We start from the raw sequence: 15,221 nt of genomic DNA, 5'->3' as shown, positions 1-15,221 counted from the left end.
GAAGGCGGGCCCGGCACCCCTGCTTACTTCGAGTACAGTTCGACGATGAGCTGCTCCTGGATGGGCATCGTCAGGTCCTCGCGGTTCGGGACCGTCTTGACCGTGCCCTTGAACGCCTTCTTGTCCAGGTCGATCCACTGCGGAACGCCACGGCGGTCCACCGTCTCCAGCGCCTCGGAGATGCGGAGCACCTTGCGGCTCTTCTCCGCCACTTCCACCGCGCTGCCCGGCTTCACGGCGAACGACGGGATGTTCACCCGGCGGCCGTTGACCTGGAAGTGACCGTGACGCACCAACTGGCGCGCCTCGTTGCGCGTGTCCGCGAAGCCCATGCGGAACACCACGTTGTCCAGGCGGAGCTCAAGCTGCTGCAGCAGGTTCTCACCCGTCTTGCCCTTGGCCGCGGACGCGCGGTGGTAGTACCCGCGGAACTGGTTCTCGAGCAGGCCGTACATGCGCTTGACCTTCTGCTTCTCGCGCAGCTGCACGCCGTAGCCGGAGAACTTCACGCGGCCCTGGCCGTGCTGACCGGGGGGATAGGGGCGGCGCTCGATGGCGCACTTGTCCGTGTAGCAACGGTCGCCCTTGAGGTACATCTTCAGGTTCTCGCGCCGGCAGATACGGCAGGCGCTCGCGGTATAACGAGCCACGGAAACTCTCCTTGCAGATGGTCTGGAGCCGGGCCCGCCGCGAGGCGGGTCCCCGGCCCGAAGCGGTGATTAGACGCGGCGGCGCTTGGGCTGACGGCAGCCGTTGTGCGGGATGGGCGTCACGTCGCGGATGAGGCTGATCTTCAGGCCGGCGGCGGCCAGCGCGCGCAGCGCCGACTCACGGCCCGCGCCCGGGCCCTTCACGAACACCGTCACGGTCTTCAGGCCGTGCTCCATCGCCTTCGCCGCGGCGTCGCCAGCGGCCACCTGCGCCGCGAACGGCGTGGACTTGCGGCTGCCCTTGAAGCCGCGCGCTCCGGCGGACGACCAGGAGATCACGTTCCCGGACACGTCCGTGATCGTGATGATGGTGTTGTTGAACGTGGACTGGATGTGGACCACGCCGTTGAGGATGTTCTTCTTGCCCTTGCGCTTGCTCTTCTTCGCCGCAGGGGTCTCGCCACCCTCGGCACCGGCCGGCGCGGCGGCGGTATTGATCTCGTCAGCCATGTGAATCGCTGCTCCTGGGAGTAGGTGATCAACGCCCGCGCCTCACACGAAGCGAGGCAGCGGGCGCCAGAGGGTTTAGCGGGCCGGAGCGGCCGGCTTCGCGCGAACGATGCCGCGCTTGGGGCCCTTGCGGGTGCGCGCGTTGGTGTGGGTGCGCTGGCCGCGGACCGGAAGACCCTTGCGGTGACGCAGACCCCGGTAGCAACCCAGGTCCATCAGCCGCTTGATGTTCATGGTCACCTCGCGCCGGAGGTCACCCTCGACCTTGTAGTTGGCCTCGATGATCTCGCGGATCTTTCGAGCCTGGTCCTCGGTGAGGTCCTTGGTCCGGGTGGTGAGATCGATGCCCGCCGCCTCGATGATGTCGTGCGCGGTCTTGTTACCGATCCCGTAGATGTACTGAAGCGAGATCACCGCACGCTTGTTGGGCGGCAGATCGATGCCGGCGATACGAGCCATCTTCGGTCTTCCTTCGTTGTGGAGTTGGTCTGAGGCAAGAGTCCCTGGGGACTCTTAGCCCTGGCGCTGCTTGTGCCGGGGGTTGGAGGCGCAGATGACGCGCACGATGCCCTTGCGGCGAACGACCTTGCACTTGTCGCAGATCTTCTTGACGGACGCCCGAACCTTCATGGAGCGAACTTCCTTCCTTCAGCGGTGAAAAGCACAACAGCCGGTCCGCACAGGCGGCCGGCGCGATTTACTTGGCCCGGTACGTGATCCGTCCACGGGTCAGGTCATACGGCGACAACTCGACCTTCACCTTGTCGCCCGGGAGGATACGGATGAAGTGCATCCGCATCTTGCCCGAGATGTGCGCGAGCACCTTGTGGCCGTTGTCCAGCACCACGCGGAACATCGCGTTCGGTAGGGGTTCCATAACGGTCCCCTCGACTTCGATGGAATCATCCTTCGGCAAGCGTCAACCTTCTTCCCGGACCACGAACCTTCTGGAAGCGCGGCGGGATAACACTTTGGTCCGTAAGTAGCAAGCGCCGCGCGATCTGAAATCTGGACCTCTATCAACACCTTCTGACATCACCCTATTTCACCCGGGGTCCGAGGGCCCTCATCGACGCCGGGTCAGCACTTCCGGCCCCCGCTCCGAGATCAGGATGGTGTGCTCGAAGTGGGCGGACAACTTGCCGTCCACGGTGACTGCCGTCCACTCGTCCTCCAGGACCTCCACGTCGGGCGTCCCCTGGTTCACCATCGGTTCCACCGCCAGGACCATGCCTGGCTGCAGCTTCATCCCGGACCCCGCCTGCCCGTAGTTGGGCACCTGCGGTGGCTCGTGTAGCTTCCTGCCAATCCCGTGTCCCGTGAAATCCCGGACCACGAAGAACCCCCGCGCCTCCACGTGACTCTGCACCGCGTGGCCAATGTCGCCAATCCGGTTGCCCGGCTGCATCACCTGGATGGCCTTCTCCAGGGACTGCCGGGTGGTGTCCACCAGGGCCTGGGCTTCTGGCGTCACCTTCCCCACCGGCACCGTGCGCGCCGAGTCCCCGAAGAAGCCCCGGTAGACCACCCCGAAGTCCAGCTTCATCAGGTCCCCGGCCTCCAACCGCCGCTTGCGGCTTGGGATGCCGTGGACGACCTCCTCATTCACGGAGGCGCAGAGGACGCCCGGAAAGCCGTGGTAGCCCTTGAACGCCGACCGGGCGCCCTTCTTGGCGATGAGCTGCTCCGCCAGGGCATCCAGGTCCCAGGTGGAGACACCGGGAGCCACGGCCTTCTCCAACTCGTCCAGGATCTCACAGACGATCCGCCCCGCCTCCCGCATCAGGGCGATCTCATCCGGGCTCTTGAGCTCCACCGGGTTCATGCGCCCCTTTCCCTACCGGCCTGCGGCTCTGTCGGGAACCCGGGACCGGTGGGGCGGCAGTCCAGACCGGCCCTGCCCTCGACCCGCTGGCTGCCCCACGCTCAGGCAGGACGGCCCGCGGCCTTCTTGATCTCCTCGTAGATGCCCTCTGGAGAGCCGACCCCGTCCACGCTCTTGAGCAGCCCCTTGTTCGCGTAGAAGTCCTTCAGGGGGGACGTCTCGGCGTCGTACTTCTGCAGGCGCTTCTCGATGACCTCCGGCGTGTCATCCGGACGCTGCACGAGCTCCGTGCCGCACTTGTCGCACAGGCCCGCCCGCTTCGGCGGGCTCTGGGTGACGTGGTAGACGGCCCCGTCATTGGGGCACACGCGCCGGCCGGAGCCACGCTCGACCAGGGTCGAGTGCGGGACCTCGAGCGACACCACGGCGTTCAACTGCTTGCCCAGCCGCTCCAGCATCCGGTCCAGCGCGTCCGCCTGTCCCGGGGTGCGGGGGAAGCCATCGAGCACGAAGCCCTTGGCCACGTCCGGCTCCTTCAGCCGCTCCTCCACGATGCCGATGACGACATCGTCCGGGACGTACTGCCCCGCGGCCATCAGCGGCCCAGCCACCTGGCCCAGCGGCGTGCCATCCTTGACGGCCTTGCGCAGGATGTCGCCGGTGGAGATCTGCGGGATCTGGAAGTCCGCGTAGAGCTTCTTCGCCTGGGTTCCCTTCCCGGCGTTCGGCGGCCCCAAGAGGATGAGGTTCATGTCGCTCCTTTGCACCAGCGTCCACCCTTGAACGACGAGGCGCCCCTCCCCACCATTGGGGAGAGGCGCCCGGAACACAACGGACCGCTGTCAGGCCGCCACGCGGACCCGACCACGGATGCGCGGACCGCGCGGACCCGCGAAGCCTTCGTAGTTGCGGCTGATGAGGTGACCCTCGATCTGCTGCACCGTGTCCAGCGCCACGCCCACCACGATGAGGAGCGCCGTGCCGCCGAAGGTGAAGCGCACCCCGAGCACACTGCTGATGACGGACGGAATCACGCAGATGATGGCCAGGTAGATGGCGCCACCGAACGTCAGGCGGTTGAGCGTGCGCTCGATGAACTCCGCCGTCTGACGACCCGGGCGGATGCCGGGGATGTAGCCGCCCTGCTTCTTGATGTTGTCCGCCACGTCATCCGGCCGGAACGTGAGCGCCGTGTAGAAGTAGGAGAAGAACACCACCAGCAGCACGAACAGGCCGTTGTAGACCCAGAGGTTGCCCTCGATGCTGCGCTGGAAGCCCTGCAGGAAGGGGAACCACGCACCCAGCGTCGCCGGGAAGGACAGCACCGCGCCGGCGAAGATGGGGGGAATCACGCCCGAGGCGTTCACCTTCATGGGGAAGTACGTGGCCTGGCCCGCGAACATGCGCCGGCCCGCCATGCGCTTGGCGTACTGGATGGGCACGCGCCGCATGCCTCGCTCCACGTAGACCACCACGCCGATGATGAGGAGCATGAAGAAGAGCAGGCCCAGCACCGCGGCCACGTTCACCACTTCCTGCGTCGTCAGGTCCAGCAGCGTCTTCGCGCCGGGCAGCACGCGCGCCACGATGCCCGCGAAGATGATGAGCGAGATGCCGTTGCCGATTCCGCGCTCGGTGATGCGCTCGCCCAGCCACATGATGAAGGCCGTGCCCGCCGTGAGGCTCACCACCGTCATGAAGGTGAACCAGAGGTTGTCGTTGGGCACCACCACCTGGTTGAAGCCGCCCTGCCCCGCGTCGGAGCGGCCCAGCGAGGCCAGCCACCGCGAGATGCCCACGCCCTGCACGATGGACAGCGCGATGCTGCCGTAGCGCGTGTACTGGTTGATCTTCTGGCGGCCCGCGGCGCCTTCCTTCTGCAGGCGCTCCAGGCTGGGCACCACCACCGCCAGGAGCTGGATGATGATGGAGGCGCTCACGTACGGCATGATGCCCAGGCCGAAGATGGACATCTGCTCCAGCGCGCCGCCGGAGAAGAGGTTGAACAGCGACACCAGACCGCCCGATTGTTTCTGGGCGTCCATGAACGCGTTCATCGCGGAGCGGTCCACGCCCGGCGTGTTGATGAAGATGCCGATGCGGTAGACGGACAGCAGCACGAGCGTGTACGCAAGCCGGCTGCGCAGCTCCGCGATGCGGAAGACGTTGGCGAAGGCGTTCAGGGCCACGGTAATGCCATCCTCTTCAAGAGGTTCTGCCAGCAACAACAAACGCCCCTCTCCGGTTCCGGAAAGGGGCGCGGAAGCCTACACAAGGCTGGGGGCGCGCACCACATCACCGTGATGCGCGCCGGTCACGCCTACGCCCGGGGCTGGCGAGGAGCCTTGACGCCCTTGCCGGCGTGGGCCTTGGCGGCCGACTCCGGCTTGTGCGCCATCAGGGGGAGCTCCTCCACGGAGCCGCCCGCCTTCTCGATGTTCTCGCGAGCCGCCGCGGACACCTTGTTCACCTTCACGGTGAGCTTCTTGGCGAGTTCGCCGTGCGCCAGGACCTTGATGCCGTCATAACGGCCCTTGACCAGGCCCGCCTGCTTCAGCGCGGCCTCGTCCACCGTGGCGCCCGCGTCGAACACGTGCTCCAGGTCACCCAGGTTCACGATGGCGTACGCGGTGCGGTTGGGCGGGTTGAAGCCGAACTTCGGCAGACGGCGCTGCAGCGGGCTCTGGCCGCCTTCGAAGCCCTCGAACCGCATGTTGCCGGAGCGGGCCTTCTGGCCCTTGCCGCCGCGGCCGGCCGTCTTGCCCAGGCCGCTACCCTGGCCACGGCCCACGCGCTTCTTGCGGTGCCAGGAGCCCTCAGGGCGCTTCAGATTGGTCAGGATGCTCATGTTGGGTCCTCAGTTCTCAGGCCTTGGCCGTGGCGGCCAGGCGCTCCAGGGCGCGGTCCCGGGCGACAATCTTCCGGGGCTTGCGGCGCTTGGGCGCCGGGGCCTCCTGGCTGACCGTCTCCAGGGAGACCAGGTGCTTCACCTTGAACACCATGCCGCGCACCGCCGGGGTGTCCTTCAACAGCCGCTCGTCGCCGAACTTCTTCAGACCGAGGCCCTTGATGGTGGCCAGCATGTCCTCGGAAGACCCCGAGAAGCTCTTCGTCAGCTTAACCTTGAGCGCCATGACTAGCCCCTCGCCTCGCCCGCGAGCTTCTGGGTCTCGACGTCCTTGCCACGCAGCCGCGCGACCTGCTCCGCACTGCGCAGCAGCTTCAGGCCAGCGACCGTGGCCTTCAGCACGTTGTGCGGATTCCGCGAACCCTGGCTCTTGGTCAGGATGTTGCGAATGCCCGCCGCCTCCAGCACCGCGCGCACCGCGCCACCGGCGATGACGCCCGTACCTTCGGAGGCCGGCTTCAGGAGCACCCAGCCGGCACCGAAGTGCCCCAGGATCTCGTGAGGGATGGTGTGGCCCATGCGCGGAACGCGGAACAGGTTCTTCTTCGCGTTCTCGCCGCCCTTGCGGATGGCCTCGGGGACTTCGTTGGCCTTGCCCAGGCCCACGCCCACGTGCCCGTTGCCATCGCCCACCACGACGAGCGCGGCGAACGAGAAACGGCGGCCACCCTTCACCACCTTGGCCACGCGGTTGATATTCACCACGCGGTCGGTCAGGTCCAGATCGTTCGGATTGATCGGAGTTGCCACTTGAGGAATTCCTTTCTGGTACCTAGAACTTCAGGCCGGCCTCGCGCGCGGCGTCAGCCACGGCGGCGATGCGCCCATGGTAAGGGAAGCCGTTGCGGTCGAACACCACCGCATCGACGTTGGCGGCCTTGCACTTCTCCGCGATGAGGGAGCCCACGCGCTTCGCGTCGGCCTTCTTGTCGCCCTCGTCCTTGCCCTTCAGCTCCTTGGACAGGGACGACGCGAACGCCAGCGTGCGACCGGTGGAGTCGTCCACCACCTGCGCGTAGATGTGCTTGAGGCTCTTGTAGACCGACAGCCGCGGACGCTCCGTGGTTCCGGAGAGCTTCTTGCGGATGCGGTTCTTCCTCTTGAGGCGCTGATCGACAGTCTTGGACATGGCTGCTTCCTTTTCCGTCCGGCGGCGATGCGGCCTTCCGCCGCCGGATGATTCCGCCAGACCTCAAGGCCCGGCGGGGTTGAATGCTCGGCGAAGACGCGGCGACGACTAGGTCGTACCGGTCTTGCCCTCCTTGCGACGGATGCGCTCCTCGGCGTACTTGATGCCCTTGCCCTTGTAGGGCTCCGGCGGACGCAGCGAGCGGATGTTGACCGCCGTGGCGCCCAGGACTTCCTTGTCCGCCGAGCGGAGCGTGAGCCCCACCGTGGGAAGGCTGTCCTCGGTGCGGGAGGTCTTGTCGACTTCCGCCGTCACACCCTCCGGCAGGTTGAACACCACCGGGTGGGAGTAGCCGAGCGAGAAGTGGATGGCCTTGCCCTTCACTTCCGCGCGGAAACCGACGCCGCGGATGTCCAAACGCTTCTCGAAGCCCGTGGACACGCCCTTCGCCGCGTTGGCGAGGATCGTCCGCGTCAGGCCGTGCAGGCTGCGGGCCTCGCGCGAGTCATCCGCGCGCTGCACCGTCACCTGGCCGTCCTTCACCTCCACCTTCACCTTGGCGGGGAGCTTGACGGACAGCTTGCCCTTGGGGCCTTCGAAGTTGACCTGCTGGTTGGCGACGTTGACCTTCGTCTTGTCGCCGAGCTTGATCGCCAGTTTTCCAATCCGACTCATGATTGCCTCGTGCTGTCGTCGCCCGGGGCGCGCTCCTCGCGGGGCGCCTCACCCAGGCTCCTGGCTAGTAGACCGTGCAGAGCAGCTCGCCGCCGACCTTCTGCTTCCGGGCCTCGGTGTCCACCAGGATGCCGCGCGAGGTGGAGAGGATGGAGATGCCCATGCCGCCGAGCACCGGCTGGATGTCGCGCACCGCGACATAGCGGCGCAGGCCAGGCTTGGACACGCGGCGGATGCCGGTGATGGCCGGGCTGCGATCCGGGCCGTACTTCAACTGGACGGTGATCTCGTTCTGCGGCGCGACCTCGTGGATGGTGAAATCCCCGATGTAGCCCTCGTCCTTGAGGACCTTGACGATCTCCACCTTGAGCTTCGAGTGGGGGATGACGACCTTGTCGTGCCGCGCACGCGAGGCGTTGCGCAGGCGGGTCAGCATGTCGCCGACGGGATCATTGACCGGCATGAAGCACCTTCAAGCAAAGCAGCGGTCCCCTGGGGACTCACCGCATTTGCGGCCACCGCGCCTGCCGGGCCCATCCCGGGGGTTCGCGACGACCGCCACTTCCCTTCTACTTCAACCGGGCACCGCCCTGCCCTCTTCAGGGCAGGGACGATGTTCCGGGTCCAGCGCCTACCAGGACGACTTGGTGACGCCGGTGATCTCACCGCGCAGGGCGCGGTGACGCAGGCAGATACGGCACATCTTGAACTTGCGCAGGAAGGCGCGAGGACGACCGCAGAGACCGCAGCGGTTGTACTGACGCACGGGGAACTTCAGCTTGCGCTTCGCCTGGGCAATCTTGGAGAGCTTGGCCATGATCGATGGGAGTCCTGGGCTCGGTTACTGACGGAACGGCATGCCGAAGTGACGCATCAGCGCGAGGCCCTGCTCGTCGTTCCGGGCGGTGGTGACGAAGCTGATGTTGAGCCCCTTCACCTTTTCGATCTGATCGTAGTTGATTTCCGGGAAGATGATCTGCTCGCGCACGCCGAGCGTGTAGTTGCCCTTCCCGTCGAAGGCCTTCGGGGACACGCCCTTGAAGTCACGCACGCGCGGCAGCGCGACGGTGATGAGGCGGTCCATGAACTCGAACATGCGGTCGCCGCGCAGCGTGACGGCGGCACCGATGGCCTGGCCCTGGCGCAGCTTGAAGTTCGCGATGGACTTGCGCGCGCGGGTCACGACCGGCTTCTGACCGGTGATGGCCGCCAACTGGTCCACCGCCGACTCCAGGATCTTGTTGTTGGCGAGCGCCTCGCCCAGACCCATGTTGACGACGATCTTCTCCAGCCGCGGCACTTCCATGGGGTTCTTGAGCCCCAGCTCCTTCATCAGCGAAGGAACGCCTTCCGCGCGGAAGCGGTCCTTGAGCCGCGCCGAGCGCGCCTTCAGGCCCTCCTCGATGTTCGCGGCGAAGCCGACCTTCTTGGCTTCTTCCTTGCCGCGCTTCTTGCTCTTCTTTTCCTTCGAGTCGGCCTTCTTCTCGTCAGCCATCTTTCAGTCCTCTGCTTCGGAACGCCGTCATGACCCAGCGCGCCCGATCAGTCCTGCGTCTAGAACGTGGAAACACCCAGAAGGCACAACGATTTCAGCCCTCTGGACGTGCACGCCCGCTTGCCTCACCACCGGGTGAGGCAAGGGGCGCGCATACATGCCCGAACAACGACCCCTAGTCAATCAGGGCGTCACACTGCTTGCAGAACCGCTTGGAGGTCTCCCCCTCCTTGCGGATGCCGACGCGGGTCGGCTTGTCGCACTTGGCGCAGACCACCTGGACGTTCGAGAGCGCGATGGTACCCGGCTTCTCGATGATGCCGCCCTCGGGGGACTGCGGCGTCTTGCGCAGGTGGCGCTTGACCAGGCGCAGGCCCTCGACCGTCACGCGGCCCGCCTCCCGGTCAACCTTCAGCACCTTGCCGCGCTTGGTCGCCGGCGTCTTCTCCGAGCGCTCGGACCCGGAGATGACCTGGATGGTGTCACCGACTTTCAGCTTCTGCATGGCTTCCTCACTCTGGCTGTTCGCCGTCAGGCCTGCGTCCTCTTAGAGGACCTCGGGCGCCAGCGAGATGATCTTCATGAACTTGCGGGCACGCAGCTCACGGGCGACCGGCCCAAAGATGCGCGTCCCGATGGGCTCCAGGTCCTTGTTGATGAGGACCGCCGAGTTGCCGTCGAACTTGATGTAGCTGCCATCCGCACGACCCACCTCGCGACGGGTGCGGACGATGACGGCCTTGGCCACGTCACCCTTCTTCACCTTGGAGTTGGGCAGGGCCTCGCGGATCGACACGACGATGACGTCGCCGATGGAGGCGTACTTGCGCTTGGAGCCGCCGAGAACCTTGATGCAAAACACCTTCTTGGCGCCCGAGTTGTCGGCCACATCGAGCACACTCTGCATCTGAATCATGTGAAGTCTCCTCTTGCTCGAACCCGTCCACGCGCTTCATGGCGCACGGACGTGGTGTGGCCTACCTAGACGTTCTTGCTCTTCTCCAACACCTCGACCACGCGCCAACGCTTGTCCTTCGAAGCGGGCTTGGTCTCGGCGATGCGCACCCGGTCACCCTCGTTGATGGTGACCTTCTTCGGGTAGTCGTGATCCTCGACGTGCGCCTTGTACTTCTCGCGCAGGCTCATGATCTTCCCGTACTTCGGGTGGGGAGCACGACGCTGGACGGTGACGACCACCGTCTTCTGCATCTTGTTGGAGGTGACGATGCCCACGCGGGTCTTGGGACGACCCCGGGTGGAGGTCTCGGCAGCGGGCGTTTCGGTCGCTTCAGCCATGTTGGTTCTCACTGTCTGTCATGCACCCGGGCCCTCTGCCCGGATGGCCACGGACACCCGGGTGAGCCCGGATGCCCGCAGATGCACTGCTACTACTACCCCGCCTTCGCGGCCCGGGCCTTCTGGCCCAGGACGGTGAGGATGCGGGCCAGATCACGGCGGTGCTGCACACCCTCAGCGGGGCTGTCCAGCGAGCCGGTCCGACGCTTGAGCCGATCCTGGACCAGCGTGTCGCGCAGTTCCTTCGCGCGGTTCTGCAGGTCGTCCGTCGACAGGTCCTTCAGTTCCTTCGCAGTCGCCATCTTGGTCTCCTCGGCGCGGGATGCGGGCGCCCTCCCCTGTCACCAGGTGGAGCGCCCGTCCCGGCGGTGCGTGACTACAGCGAGAGCTCGCTGCGGCGCACGATCTTGGTGAGCACCGGCAGCTTCGCCTGCGCCAGCTTCAGCGCACCGGTGGCGATCTCCTGCGTCATGCCCTCCATCTCGTAGAGAACGCGTCCCGGCTTGACGACCGCGACGTAGTACTCCACGCCACCCTTACCGGTACCCATACGGGTTTCGGCGGGCTTCTTCGTGATGGGCTTGTCCGGGAAGATCCGGATCCAGATCTTGCCGCCGCGCTTCACGTGGCGGGTCATCGCGATACGGGCCGCCTCGATCTGGCGCGAGGTGATCCATCCCGGCTGGAGGCTCACCAGGCCGAACTCACCGTAGGTGAGGTCGCTGCCGCGGTGGGCCGAGCCGAACATGCGGCCCTTCTGCATCTTGCGGTACTTGGTTCGAGCAGGCTGAAGCATGGTCGATGTCCTTCGTGCCTCGCGTGCAGGGCGGGCTTCTTAGGGCCCGCCCCACAGGGGCGTCTTACCGGTTGGTGGCCTGGGGGGCCTGGCCACCCTTGCCGGGGAGGACCTCGCCCTTGCAGATCCAGACCTTGCAGCCAATCTTGCCGTAGGTCGTCTTGGCCTCGGCGAAGCCGAAGTCGATGTCCGCACGGAGGGTGTGCAGGGGCACGCGGCCCTCGCGGTACCACTCGTAGCGGGCCATCTCGGCGCCACCCAGGCGGCCCGAGCAGGCCACGCGGATGCCCTTGGCCCCGAACTTCATCGCGGTCTGCAGCGCCTTCTTCATGGCGCGGCGGAAGGCGATGCGGCGCTCGAGCTGCGTGGCGATGTTCTCCGCCACGAGCTGCGCGTCGGTCTCGGCCTTGCGGACCTCGACGATGTTCAGGAAGACCTCGTTCTTGGTGAACTGCTGGAGGTCCTTCTTGACGGTCTCGATGCCAGCGCCGCGCTTGCCGATGACGATGCCCGGACGCGCGGTGTGGACGTTGACCTTCACCTTGTTGGCGGCGCGCTCAATCTCCACCTTGGACACGCCCGCGTGGTTCAGCGACTTCTTCACGAACTCGCGGATGCGGATGTCCTCGTGGAGCCACTGGGCGTAGTTCTTGTGCTCGAACCACTTGGAGTCCCAGGTCTTGATGACGCCGAGCCGGAACCCGATCGGATGTACTTTCTGTCCCAAACTGAATCTCCTTGGTGCGTCCGGGCGGGGCCCGACGGGTCCTACTTCTTGGCCTCGGCCAGCACGACGTGGACGTGGGCAGACTTCTTCTGGATGGGCGTCGCGCGCCCCATGGCGCGCGGCATGAAGCGGCGCTGGGTGGCGGCCTGGTCCACGGAGATGGTCTTGACGTAGAGGGTATCCACGTCGACCTGACCCTTGGACAGGTCCGTCGCGTTCGCGACGGCGCTCTTGATGAGCTTCTCCACCGGCCGCGCGGCGGCGCGCGGGGTGAACTTCAGGATGTTCAGGGCGGCCTCGACAGGCTTGCCCCGGACGAGCGCCGCGACGAGGGACAGCTTGCGCGGGCTCATGCGCAGGTGACGCAGATGTGCAGTCGACTCCATGGTCATCTCCTCAGGCTCTCAGGCGTAGGTACGGGCTACTTGCCCGGGGCCTTGGCGACCTTCTTCTCCGCCGAGTGCCCGCCGAAGGTGCGCGTGGGAGCGAACTCGCCGAGCTTGTGGCCCACCATGTTCTCCGTCACGAACACCGGAATGAACTTCTTGCCGTTGTGCACGGCGAAGGTGTGACCCACGAACTCAGGGAGAATCGTGGAGCGCCGGGACCAGGTCTTGACGACCGCCTTCTTGTTCGCGGCAATCATCCCCTCGATCTTCTTGAGGAGGTGATCGTCGACGAACGGACCCTTCTTGATCGAACGAGCCATGTTTCAAATCCTCTTACTGGCTGCGCGCGCCCTGGCGGCGGCCGCTCACGATGAACTTGTCGGTGCGCTTGTTGGTGCGCGTGGTGAGGCCCTTGGTCTTCTTGCCCCACGGAGACACCGGGTGCGGATTACCCTGGCCGGACTTACCCTCACCACCACCGTGCGGGTGGTCGACAGGGTTCATGGCCAGACCGCGGACGGTGGGCCGGATGCCCAGCCAACGGCTCTTACCCGCCTTACCGATGCGAATGATTTCGTGCTCGATGTTGCCCACCTGGCCGACGGTGGCGCGGCACTCGATGAGCACCTTGCGCACGGCGCCGGAAGGCATGCGGACCTGGGCGTAACGGTCTTCCTTGGCCATGAGCTGGCCAGAGGTCCCCGCGGAGCGGATGACCTGGGCGCCACGGCCCGGCTTCAGCTCCACGTTGTGGATGATGGTGCCCACCGGGATGTTCTGCAGCGGCAGGCTGTTGCCCGGCCGGATGTCGGCGGTGGAGCCGGCGAACACGGTGTCGCCCACGCTCAGGCCCACGGGGGCCAGGATGTAGCGCTTGTCACCGTCCGCGTAGTGCAGGAGGGCGATGTTGGCGGTGCGGTTCGGGTCGTACTCGACCGCGACGACCTTGGCCGGCACGCCGTCCTTGTCCCGACGCTTGAAGTCGATGACGCGGTAGCGGCGCTTGTGACCGCCACCCTGGTGGCGGCGGGTGATGTGCCCGTGGACGTTGCGGCCACCGGAGCGCTTGATGGGCTCGGTGAGCGACTTCTCCGGGGAGTCCTTGGTGATGTCCGCGAAGTCGGACACCGTCATCAGACGGCGGGCGGCGCTGGTCGGCTTGTACTTCTTGATGCCCATGGTGTGTTCCTCTCAGGCGGATCCGGACGCCAGTGGCGTCAGACCGCTCCCCCTTCGAAGAGTTCGATCTTGTCACCCTCCTTGAGGGTGACGACCGCCTTCTTGAAGTTGGGGCGCTGGCCGATGCTCTTGCCCACCCGCTTCGTCTTGCCACGCACGATGTTGGTGCGAACACCCTCCACCGTGACCTTGAACAGGGACTGGACCGCGCGGGACACGTCGTGCTTCGTGGCCTTGCGGTCCACGATGAACGAGTACTGGCGGAACTTCTCCCGGGCCTTGTCCAGCTTCTCCGTGATGAGCGGGCCCTTGATGACGTCGTTCAGGTTCATGACAGGGACCCCTCGAGCGCCTTCGCGGCGGCGGAAGTCAGGACGATGTGCGAGTGCTTGAGCACGGACTCGAGGTTGAGACCCTCGGGCGGCAGCACGTCGAACTTCGCCAGGTTGCGCACGCTGCGGTGCAGGTTGGTGTTGCCACGCTCGTCGATGACCAGCGCGTTCTGGAGCTTCATCCGGCGCGTGAGCACCTCGAAGGCCTGCTTGGACTTCGGGGCGTCCAGCTTGAAGCCGTCCAGGATGATGAGCTGCTTCTCCCGGGCGCGCAGGGACAGCACGGCGCGCAGGGCACCGCGGCGGACCTTGCGGGGAGGCCGGTAGAAGTAGTCACGGGCCTTGGGGGCCATCGCCTTGCCGCCGCCCACCCAGTGGGAGGCGCGGATCGAGCCCTGGCGGGCGCGGCCGGTGCCCTTCTGCTTCCAGGGCTTCTTGCCGCCGCCGCTGACGAGCGAGGTGTTCTTCACCCCGACCGTGCCGCGGCGCCGGTTGATCTGCTGCATCTTCGCCACCTCGTAGAACAGGTGGGTGTTCGGCTCGGCGCCGAAGATCTCGTCGGAGAGCTCGATCTCCGACACCTTCTTCAAATCCAGGTCGACTACGTCAAACTTCGCCATGGCACTTTCCTCGGGGGTCAGAGTGAAACCACTCCGACGCCATCCCGCTTCCTAGGACTTGATCTCGACGTCAACGCCGGCAGACAGATCCAGCTTCATCAGCGCGTCCAGCGTCTGCTGGGTCGGCTCGAGGATATCGAGCAGGCGCTTGTGCGTGCGGATCTCGAACTGCTCGCGGCTCTTCTTGTCCACGTGCGGCGAACGCAACACGGTGAACTTGTTGATGCGCGTCGGCAGGGGGATCGGACCGGCCACCTTGGCGCCCGTGCGCTTGGCCGTCTCGACGATCTCCCCAGCACTCTGGTCCAGGAGCTTCGAGTCGTACGCCTTCAGCCGGATGCGGATCTTCTGTGTCGCCATTCGCAAGAACCTCTTTGAACGACCTCTGGGAACCGTGAGGCGGTACGCCCGTCAACGCCTGGATTTCAGAGAACCGTTTCTTCGGAACGAAGGGGCGCGGTGTGTACCACCACACCCCATGGGTTGCAACTGGATTTCCACCGGCTCCCCGGAACGGCCCACCAGGGGCGTACCGGAGAGCTGGTGGCGTGGGAACTACGCGATGATTTCCGCCACGACGCCCGCGCCCACCGTACGACCACCTTCACGAACCGCGAACCGGAGCTCCTTCTCCATCGCGACCGGGGTGATGAGCTCCACCTCGATGGCGATGTTGTCGCCCGGCATGAC

28 protein-coding genes and 1 pseudogene are annotated in these 15,221 nt (G+C 65.9%); all 29 read right to left on the bottom strand.

The features are described from left to right. Nucleotides 1-23 precede the first annotated feature (23 nt). Entirely contained in the window at nucleotides 24-650 is a 627-nt protein-coding gene (rpsD, locus tag K8556_RS29645) for a 30S ribosomal protein S4 (protein WP_014395885.1), read from the bottom strand. A gap of 69 nt (nucleotides 651-719) precedes the next feature. Beyond that, nucleotides 720-1,160: a 30S ribosomal protein S11 gene (gene rpsK, locus K8556_RS29640; protein ID WP_014395884.1), complete on the bottom strand. Its 441-nt coding sequence runs from the start codon at nucleotides 1,158-1,160 to the stop codon at nucleotides 720-722. A gap of 75 nt (nucleotides 1,161-1,235) precedes the next feature. Next, entirely contained in the window at nucleotides 1,236-1,619 is a 384-nt protein-coding gene (gene rpsM, locus K8556_RS29635) for a 30S ribosomal protein S13 (protein ID WP_014395883.1), read from the bottom strand. 54 nt (nucleotides 1,620-1,673) lie between these two features. Continuing rightward, a complete protein-coding gene (rpmJ, locus tag K8556_RS29630; protein ID WP_002633586.1) occupies nucleotides 1,674-1,790 on the bottom strand; it encodes a 50S ribosomal protein L36 in 117 nt (38 codons plus the stop codon). A 67-nt stretch (nucleotides 1,791-1,857) separates the two neighbouring features. Then, the gene (gene infA / locus K8556_RS29625; protein ID WP_002614803.1) at nucleotides 1,858-2,076 is read right to left on the bottom strand and encodes a translation initiation factor IF-1; all 219 of its coding nucleotides are present in this window, start codon (nucleotides 2,074-2,076) and stop codon (nucleotides 1,858-1,860) included. Nucleotides 2,077-2,226: 150 nt separating this feature from the next. Next, nucleotides 2,227-2,985 (bottom strand): type I methionyl aminopeptidase, encoded by a 759-nt coding sequence (gene map, locus K8556_RS29620; RefSeq protein ID WP_223743465.1) that lies wholly within the window; start codon nucleotides 2,983-2,985, stop codon nucleotides 2,227-2,229. Between the two features lie 101 nt (nucleotides 2,986-3,086). After that, nucleotides 3,087-3,737 carry an adenylate kinase gene (locus K8556_RS29615; protein ID WP_223743464.1) on the bottom strand — a complete coding sequence of 217 codons (651 nt, stop codon included), beginning with the start codon at nucleotides 3,735-3,737 and terminating at the stop codon, nucleotides 3,087-3,089. A 90-nt stretch (nucleotides 3,738-3,827) separates the two neighbouring features. Beyond that, the gene (gene secY / locus K8556_RS29610; RefSeq protein ID WP_121778770.1) at nucleotides 3,828-5,174 is read right to left on the bottom strand and encodes a preprotein translocase subunit SecY; all 1,347 of its coding nucleotides are present in this window, start codon (nucleotides 5,172-5,174) and stop codon (nucleotides 3,828-3,830) included. 131 nt (nucleotides 5,175-5,305) lie between these two features. Next, nucleotides 5,306-5,833: a 50S ribosomal protein L15 gene (gene rplO / locus K8556_RS29605; RefSeq protein ID WP_223743463.1), complete on the bottom strand. Its 528-nt coding sequence runs from the start codon at nucleotides 5,831-5,833 to the stop codon at nucleotides 5,306-5,308. Between the two features lie 16 nt (nucleotides 5,834-5,849). Next, entirely contained in the window at nucleotides 5,850-6,119 is a 270-nt protein-coding gene (gene rpmD / locus K8556_RS29600) for a 50S ribosomal protein L30 (protein ID WP_120586475.1), read from the bottom strand. Between the two features lie 2 nt (nucleotides 6,120-6,121). Then, nucleotides 6,122-6,643, bottom strand: a complete 522-nt coding sequence (gene rpsE, locus K8556_RS29595) for a 30S ribosomal protein S5 (RefSeq protein WP_014395877.1) — start codon at nucleotides 6,641-6,643, stop codon at nucleotides 6,122-6,124. A gap of 22 nt (nucleotides 6,644-6,665) precedes the next feature. After that, the gene (gene rplR / locus K8556_RS29590; RefSeq protein ID WP_014395876.1) at nucleotides 6,666-7,022 is read right to left on the bottom strand and encodes a 50S ribosomal protein L18; all 357 of its coding nucleotides are present in this window, start codon (nucleotides 7,020-7,022) and stop codon (nucleotides 6,666-6,668) included. 108 nt (nucleotides 7,023-7,130) lie between these two features. Continuing rightward, nucleotides 7,131-7,697: a 50S ribosomal protein L6 gene (gene rplF, locus K8556_RS29585; protein ID WP_223743462.1), complete on the bottom strand. Its 567-nt coding sequence runs from the start codon at nucleotides 7,695-7,697 to the stop codon at nucleotides 7,131-7,133. Between the two features lie 64 nt (nucleotides 7,698-7,761). Next, nucleotides 7,762-8,160 carry a 30S ribosomal protein S8 gene (gene rpsH / locus K8556_RS29580; RefSeq protein WP_014395874.1) on the bottom strand — a complete coding sequence of 133 codons (399 nt, stop codon included), beginning with the start codon at nucleotides 8,158-8,160 and terminating at the stop codon, nucleotides 7,762-7,764. A gap of 168 nt (nucleotides 8,161-8,328) precedes the next feature. After that, nucleotides 8,329-8,514: a type Z 30S ribosomal protein S14 gene (locus K8556_RS29575; protein ID WP_014395873.1), complete on the bottom strand. Its 186-nt coding sequence runs from the start codon at nucleotides 8,512-8,514 to the stop codon at nucleotides 8,329-8,331. Between the two features lie 24 nt (nucleotides 8,515-8,538). Then, nucleotides 8,539-9,192, bottom strand: a complete 654-nt coding sequence (rplE, locus tag K8556_RS29570) for a 50S ribosomal protein L5 (RefSeq protein WP_120552132.1) — start codon at nucleotides 9,190-9,192, stop codon at nucleotides 8,539-8,541. Nucleotides 9,193-9,367: 175 nt separating this feature from the next. After that, nucleotides 9,368-9,697: a 50S ribosomal protein L24 gene (gene rplX, locus K8556_RS29565; protein WP_223743461.1), complete on the bottom strand. Its 330-nt coding sequence runs from the start codon at nucleotides 9,695-9,697 to the stop codon at nucleotides 9,368-9,370. Nucleotides 9,698-9,739: 42 nt separating this feature from the next. Continuing rightward, on the bottom strand, nucleotides 9,740-10,108 hold the full coding sequence (gene rplN, locus K8556_RS29560) for a 50S ribosomal protein L14 (protein WP_014395870.1): 369 nt from the start codon (nucleotides 10,106-10,108) through the stop codon (nucleotides 9,740-9,742). Between the two features lie 65 nt (nucleotides 10,109-10,173). Continuing rightward, entirely contained in the window at nucleotides 10,174-10,500 is a 327-nt protein-coding gene (gene rpsQ, locus K8556_RS29555; protein WP_169821648.1) for a 30S ribosomal protein S17, read from the bottom strand. 83 nt (nucleotides 10,501-10,583) lie between these two features. Beyond that, nucleotides 10,584-10,790 carry a 50S ribosomal protein L29 gene (gene rpmC / locus K8556_RS29550; protein ID WP_120523545.1) on the bottom strand — a complete coding sequence of 69 codons (207 nt, stop codon included), beginning with the start codon at nucleotides 10,788-10,790 and terminating at the stop codon, nucleotides 10,584-10,586. A gap of 74 nt (nucleotides 10,791-10,864) precedes the next feature. Then, nucleotides 10,865-11,284 carry a 50S ribosomal protein L16 gene (gene rplP, locus K8556_RS29545; protein ID WP_014395867.1) on the bottom strand — a complete coding sequence of 140 codons (420 nt, stop codon included), beginning with the start codon at nucleotides 11,282-11,284 and terminating at the stop codon, nucleotides 10,865-10,867. Between the two features lie 64 nt (nucleotides 11,285-11,348). Then, nucleotides 11,349-12,011: a 30S ribosomal protein S3 gene (gene rpsC / locus K8556_RS29540; RefSeq protein WP_014395866.1), complete on the bottom strand. Its 663-nt coding sequence runs from the start codon at nucleotides 12,009-12,011 to the stop codon at nucleotides 11,349-11,351. Nucleotides 12,012-12,052: 41 nt separating this feature from the next. Then, a complete protein-coding gene (gene rplV / locus K8556_RS29535) occupies nucleotides 12,053-12,397 on the bottom strand; it encodes a 50S ribosomal protein L22 (protein ID WP_223645251.1) in 345 nt (114 codons plus the stop codon). A 35-nt stretch (nucleotides 12,398-12,432) separates the two neighbouring features. Then, entirely contained in the window at nucleotides 12,433-12,720 is a 288-nt protein-coding gene (gene rpsS / locus K8556_RS29530) for a 30S ribosomal protein S19 (RefSeq protein WP_014395864.1), read from the bottom strand. A gap of 13 nt (nucleotides 12,721-12,733) precedes the next feature. Then, a complete protein-coding gene (gene rplB, locus K8556_RS29525) occupies nucleotides 12,734-13,579 on the bottom strand; it encodes a 50S ribosomal protein L2 (RefSeq protein WP_120621648.1) in 846 nt (281 codons plus the stop codon). Nucleotides 13,580-13,617: 38 nt separating this feature from the next. Next, nucleotides 13,618-13,911 (bottom strand): 50S ribosomal protein L23, encoded by a 294-nt coding sequence (locus K8556_RS29520; RefSeq protein ID WP_120523548.1) that lies wholly within the window; start codon nucleotides 13,909-13,911, stop codon nucleotides 13,618-13,620. Continuing rightward, nucleotides 13,908-14,531 carry a 50S ribosomal protein L4 gene (gene rplD, locus K8556_RS29515; RefSeq protein ID WP_120523549.1) on the bottom strand — a complete coding sequence of 208 codons (624 nt, stop codon included), beginning with the start codon at nucleotides 14,529-14,531 and terminating at the stop codon, nucleotides 13,908-13,910. The genes K8556_RS29520 and rplD overlap by 4 nt, the downstream gene beginning before the upstream one ends. Before the next feature lie 51 nt (nucleotides 14,532-14,582). Continuing rightward, nucleotides 14,583-14,891: a 30S ribosomal protein S10 gene (gene rpsJ / locus K8556_RS29510; protein WP_002633608.1), complete on the bottom strand. Its 309-nt coding sequence runs from the start codon at nucleotides 14,889-14,891 to the stop codon at nucleotides 14,583-14,585. Between the two features lie 195 nt (nucleotides 14,892-15,086). After that, a pseudogene (gene tuf / locus K8556_RS29505) lies at nucleotides 15,087-15,221 on the bottom strand (elongation factor Tu); the annotation flags it as partial.

It is taken from the genome of Corallococcus sp. AS-1-12 (genome assembly GCF_020036995.1).
Lineage (GTDB): Bacteria > Myxococcota > Myxococcia > Myxococcales > Myxococcaceae > Corallococcus.
Note: the sequence above shows the minus strand (reverse complement) of the source record. Positions and strands in the feature narration are given on the sequence as shown.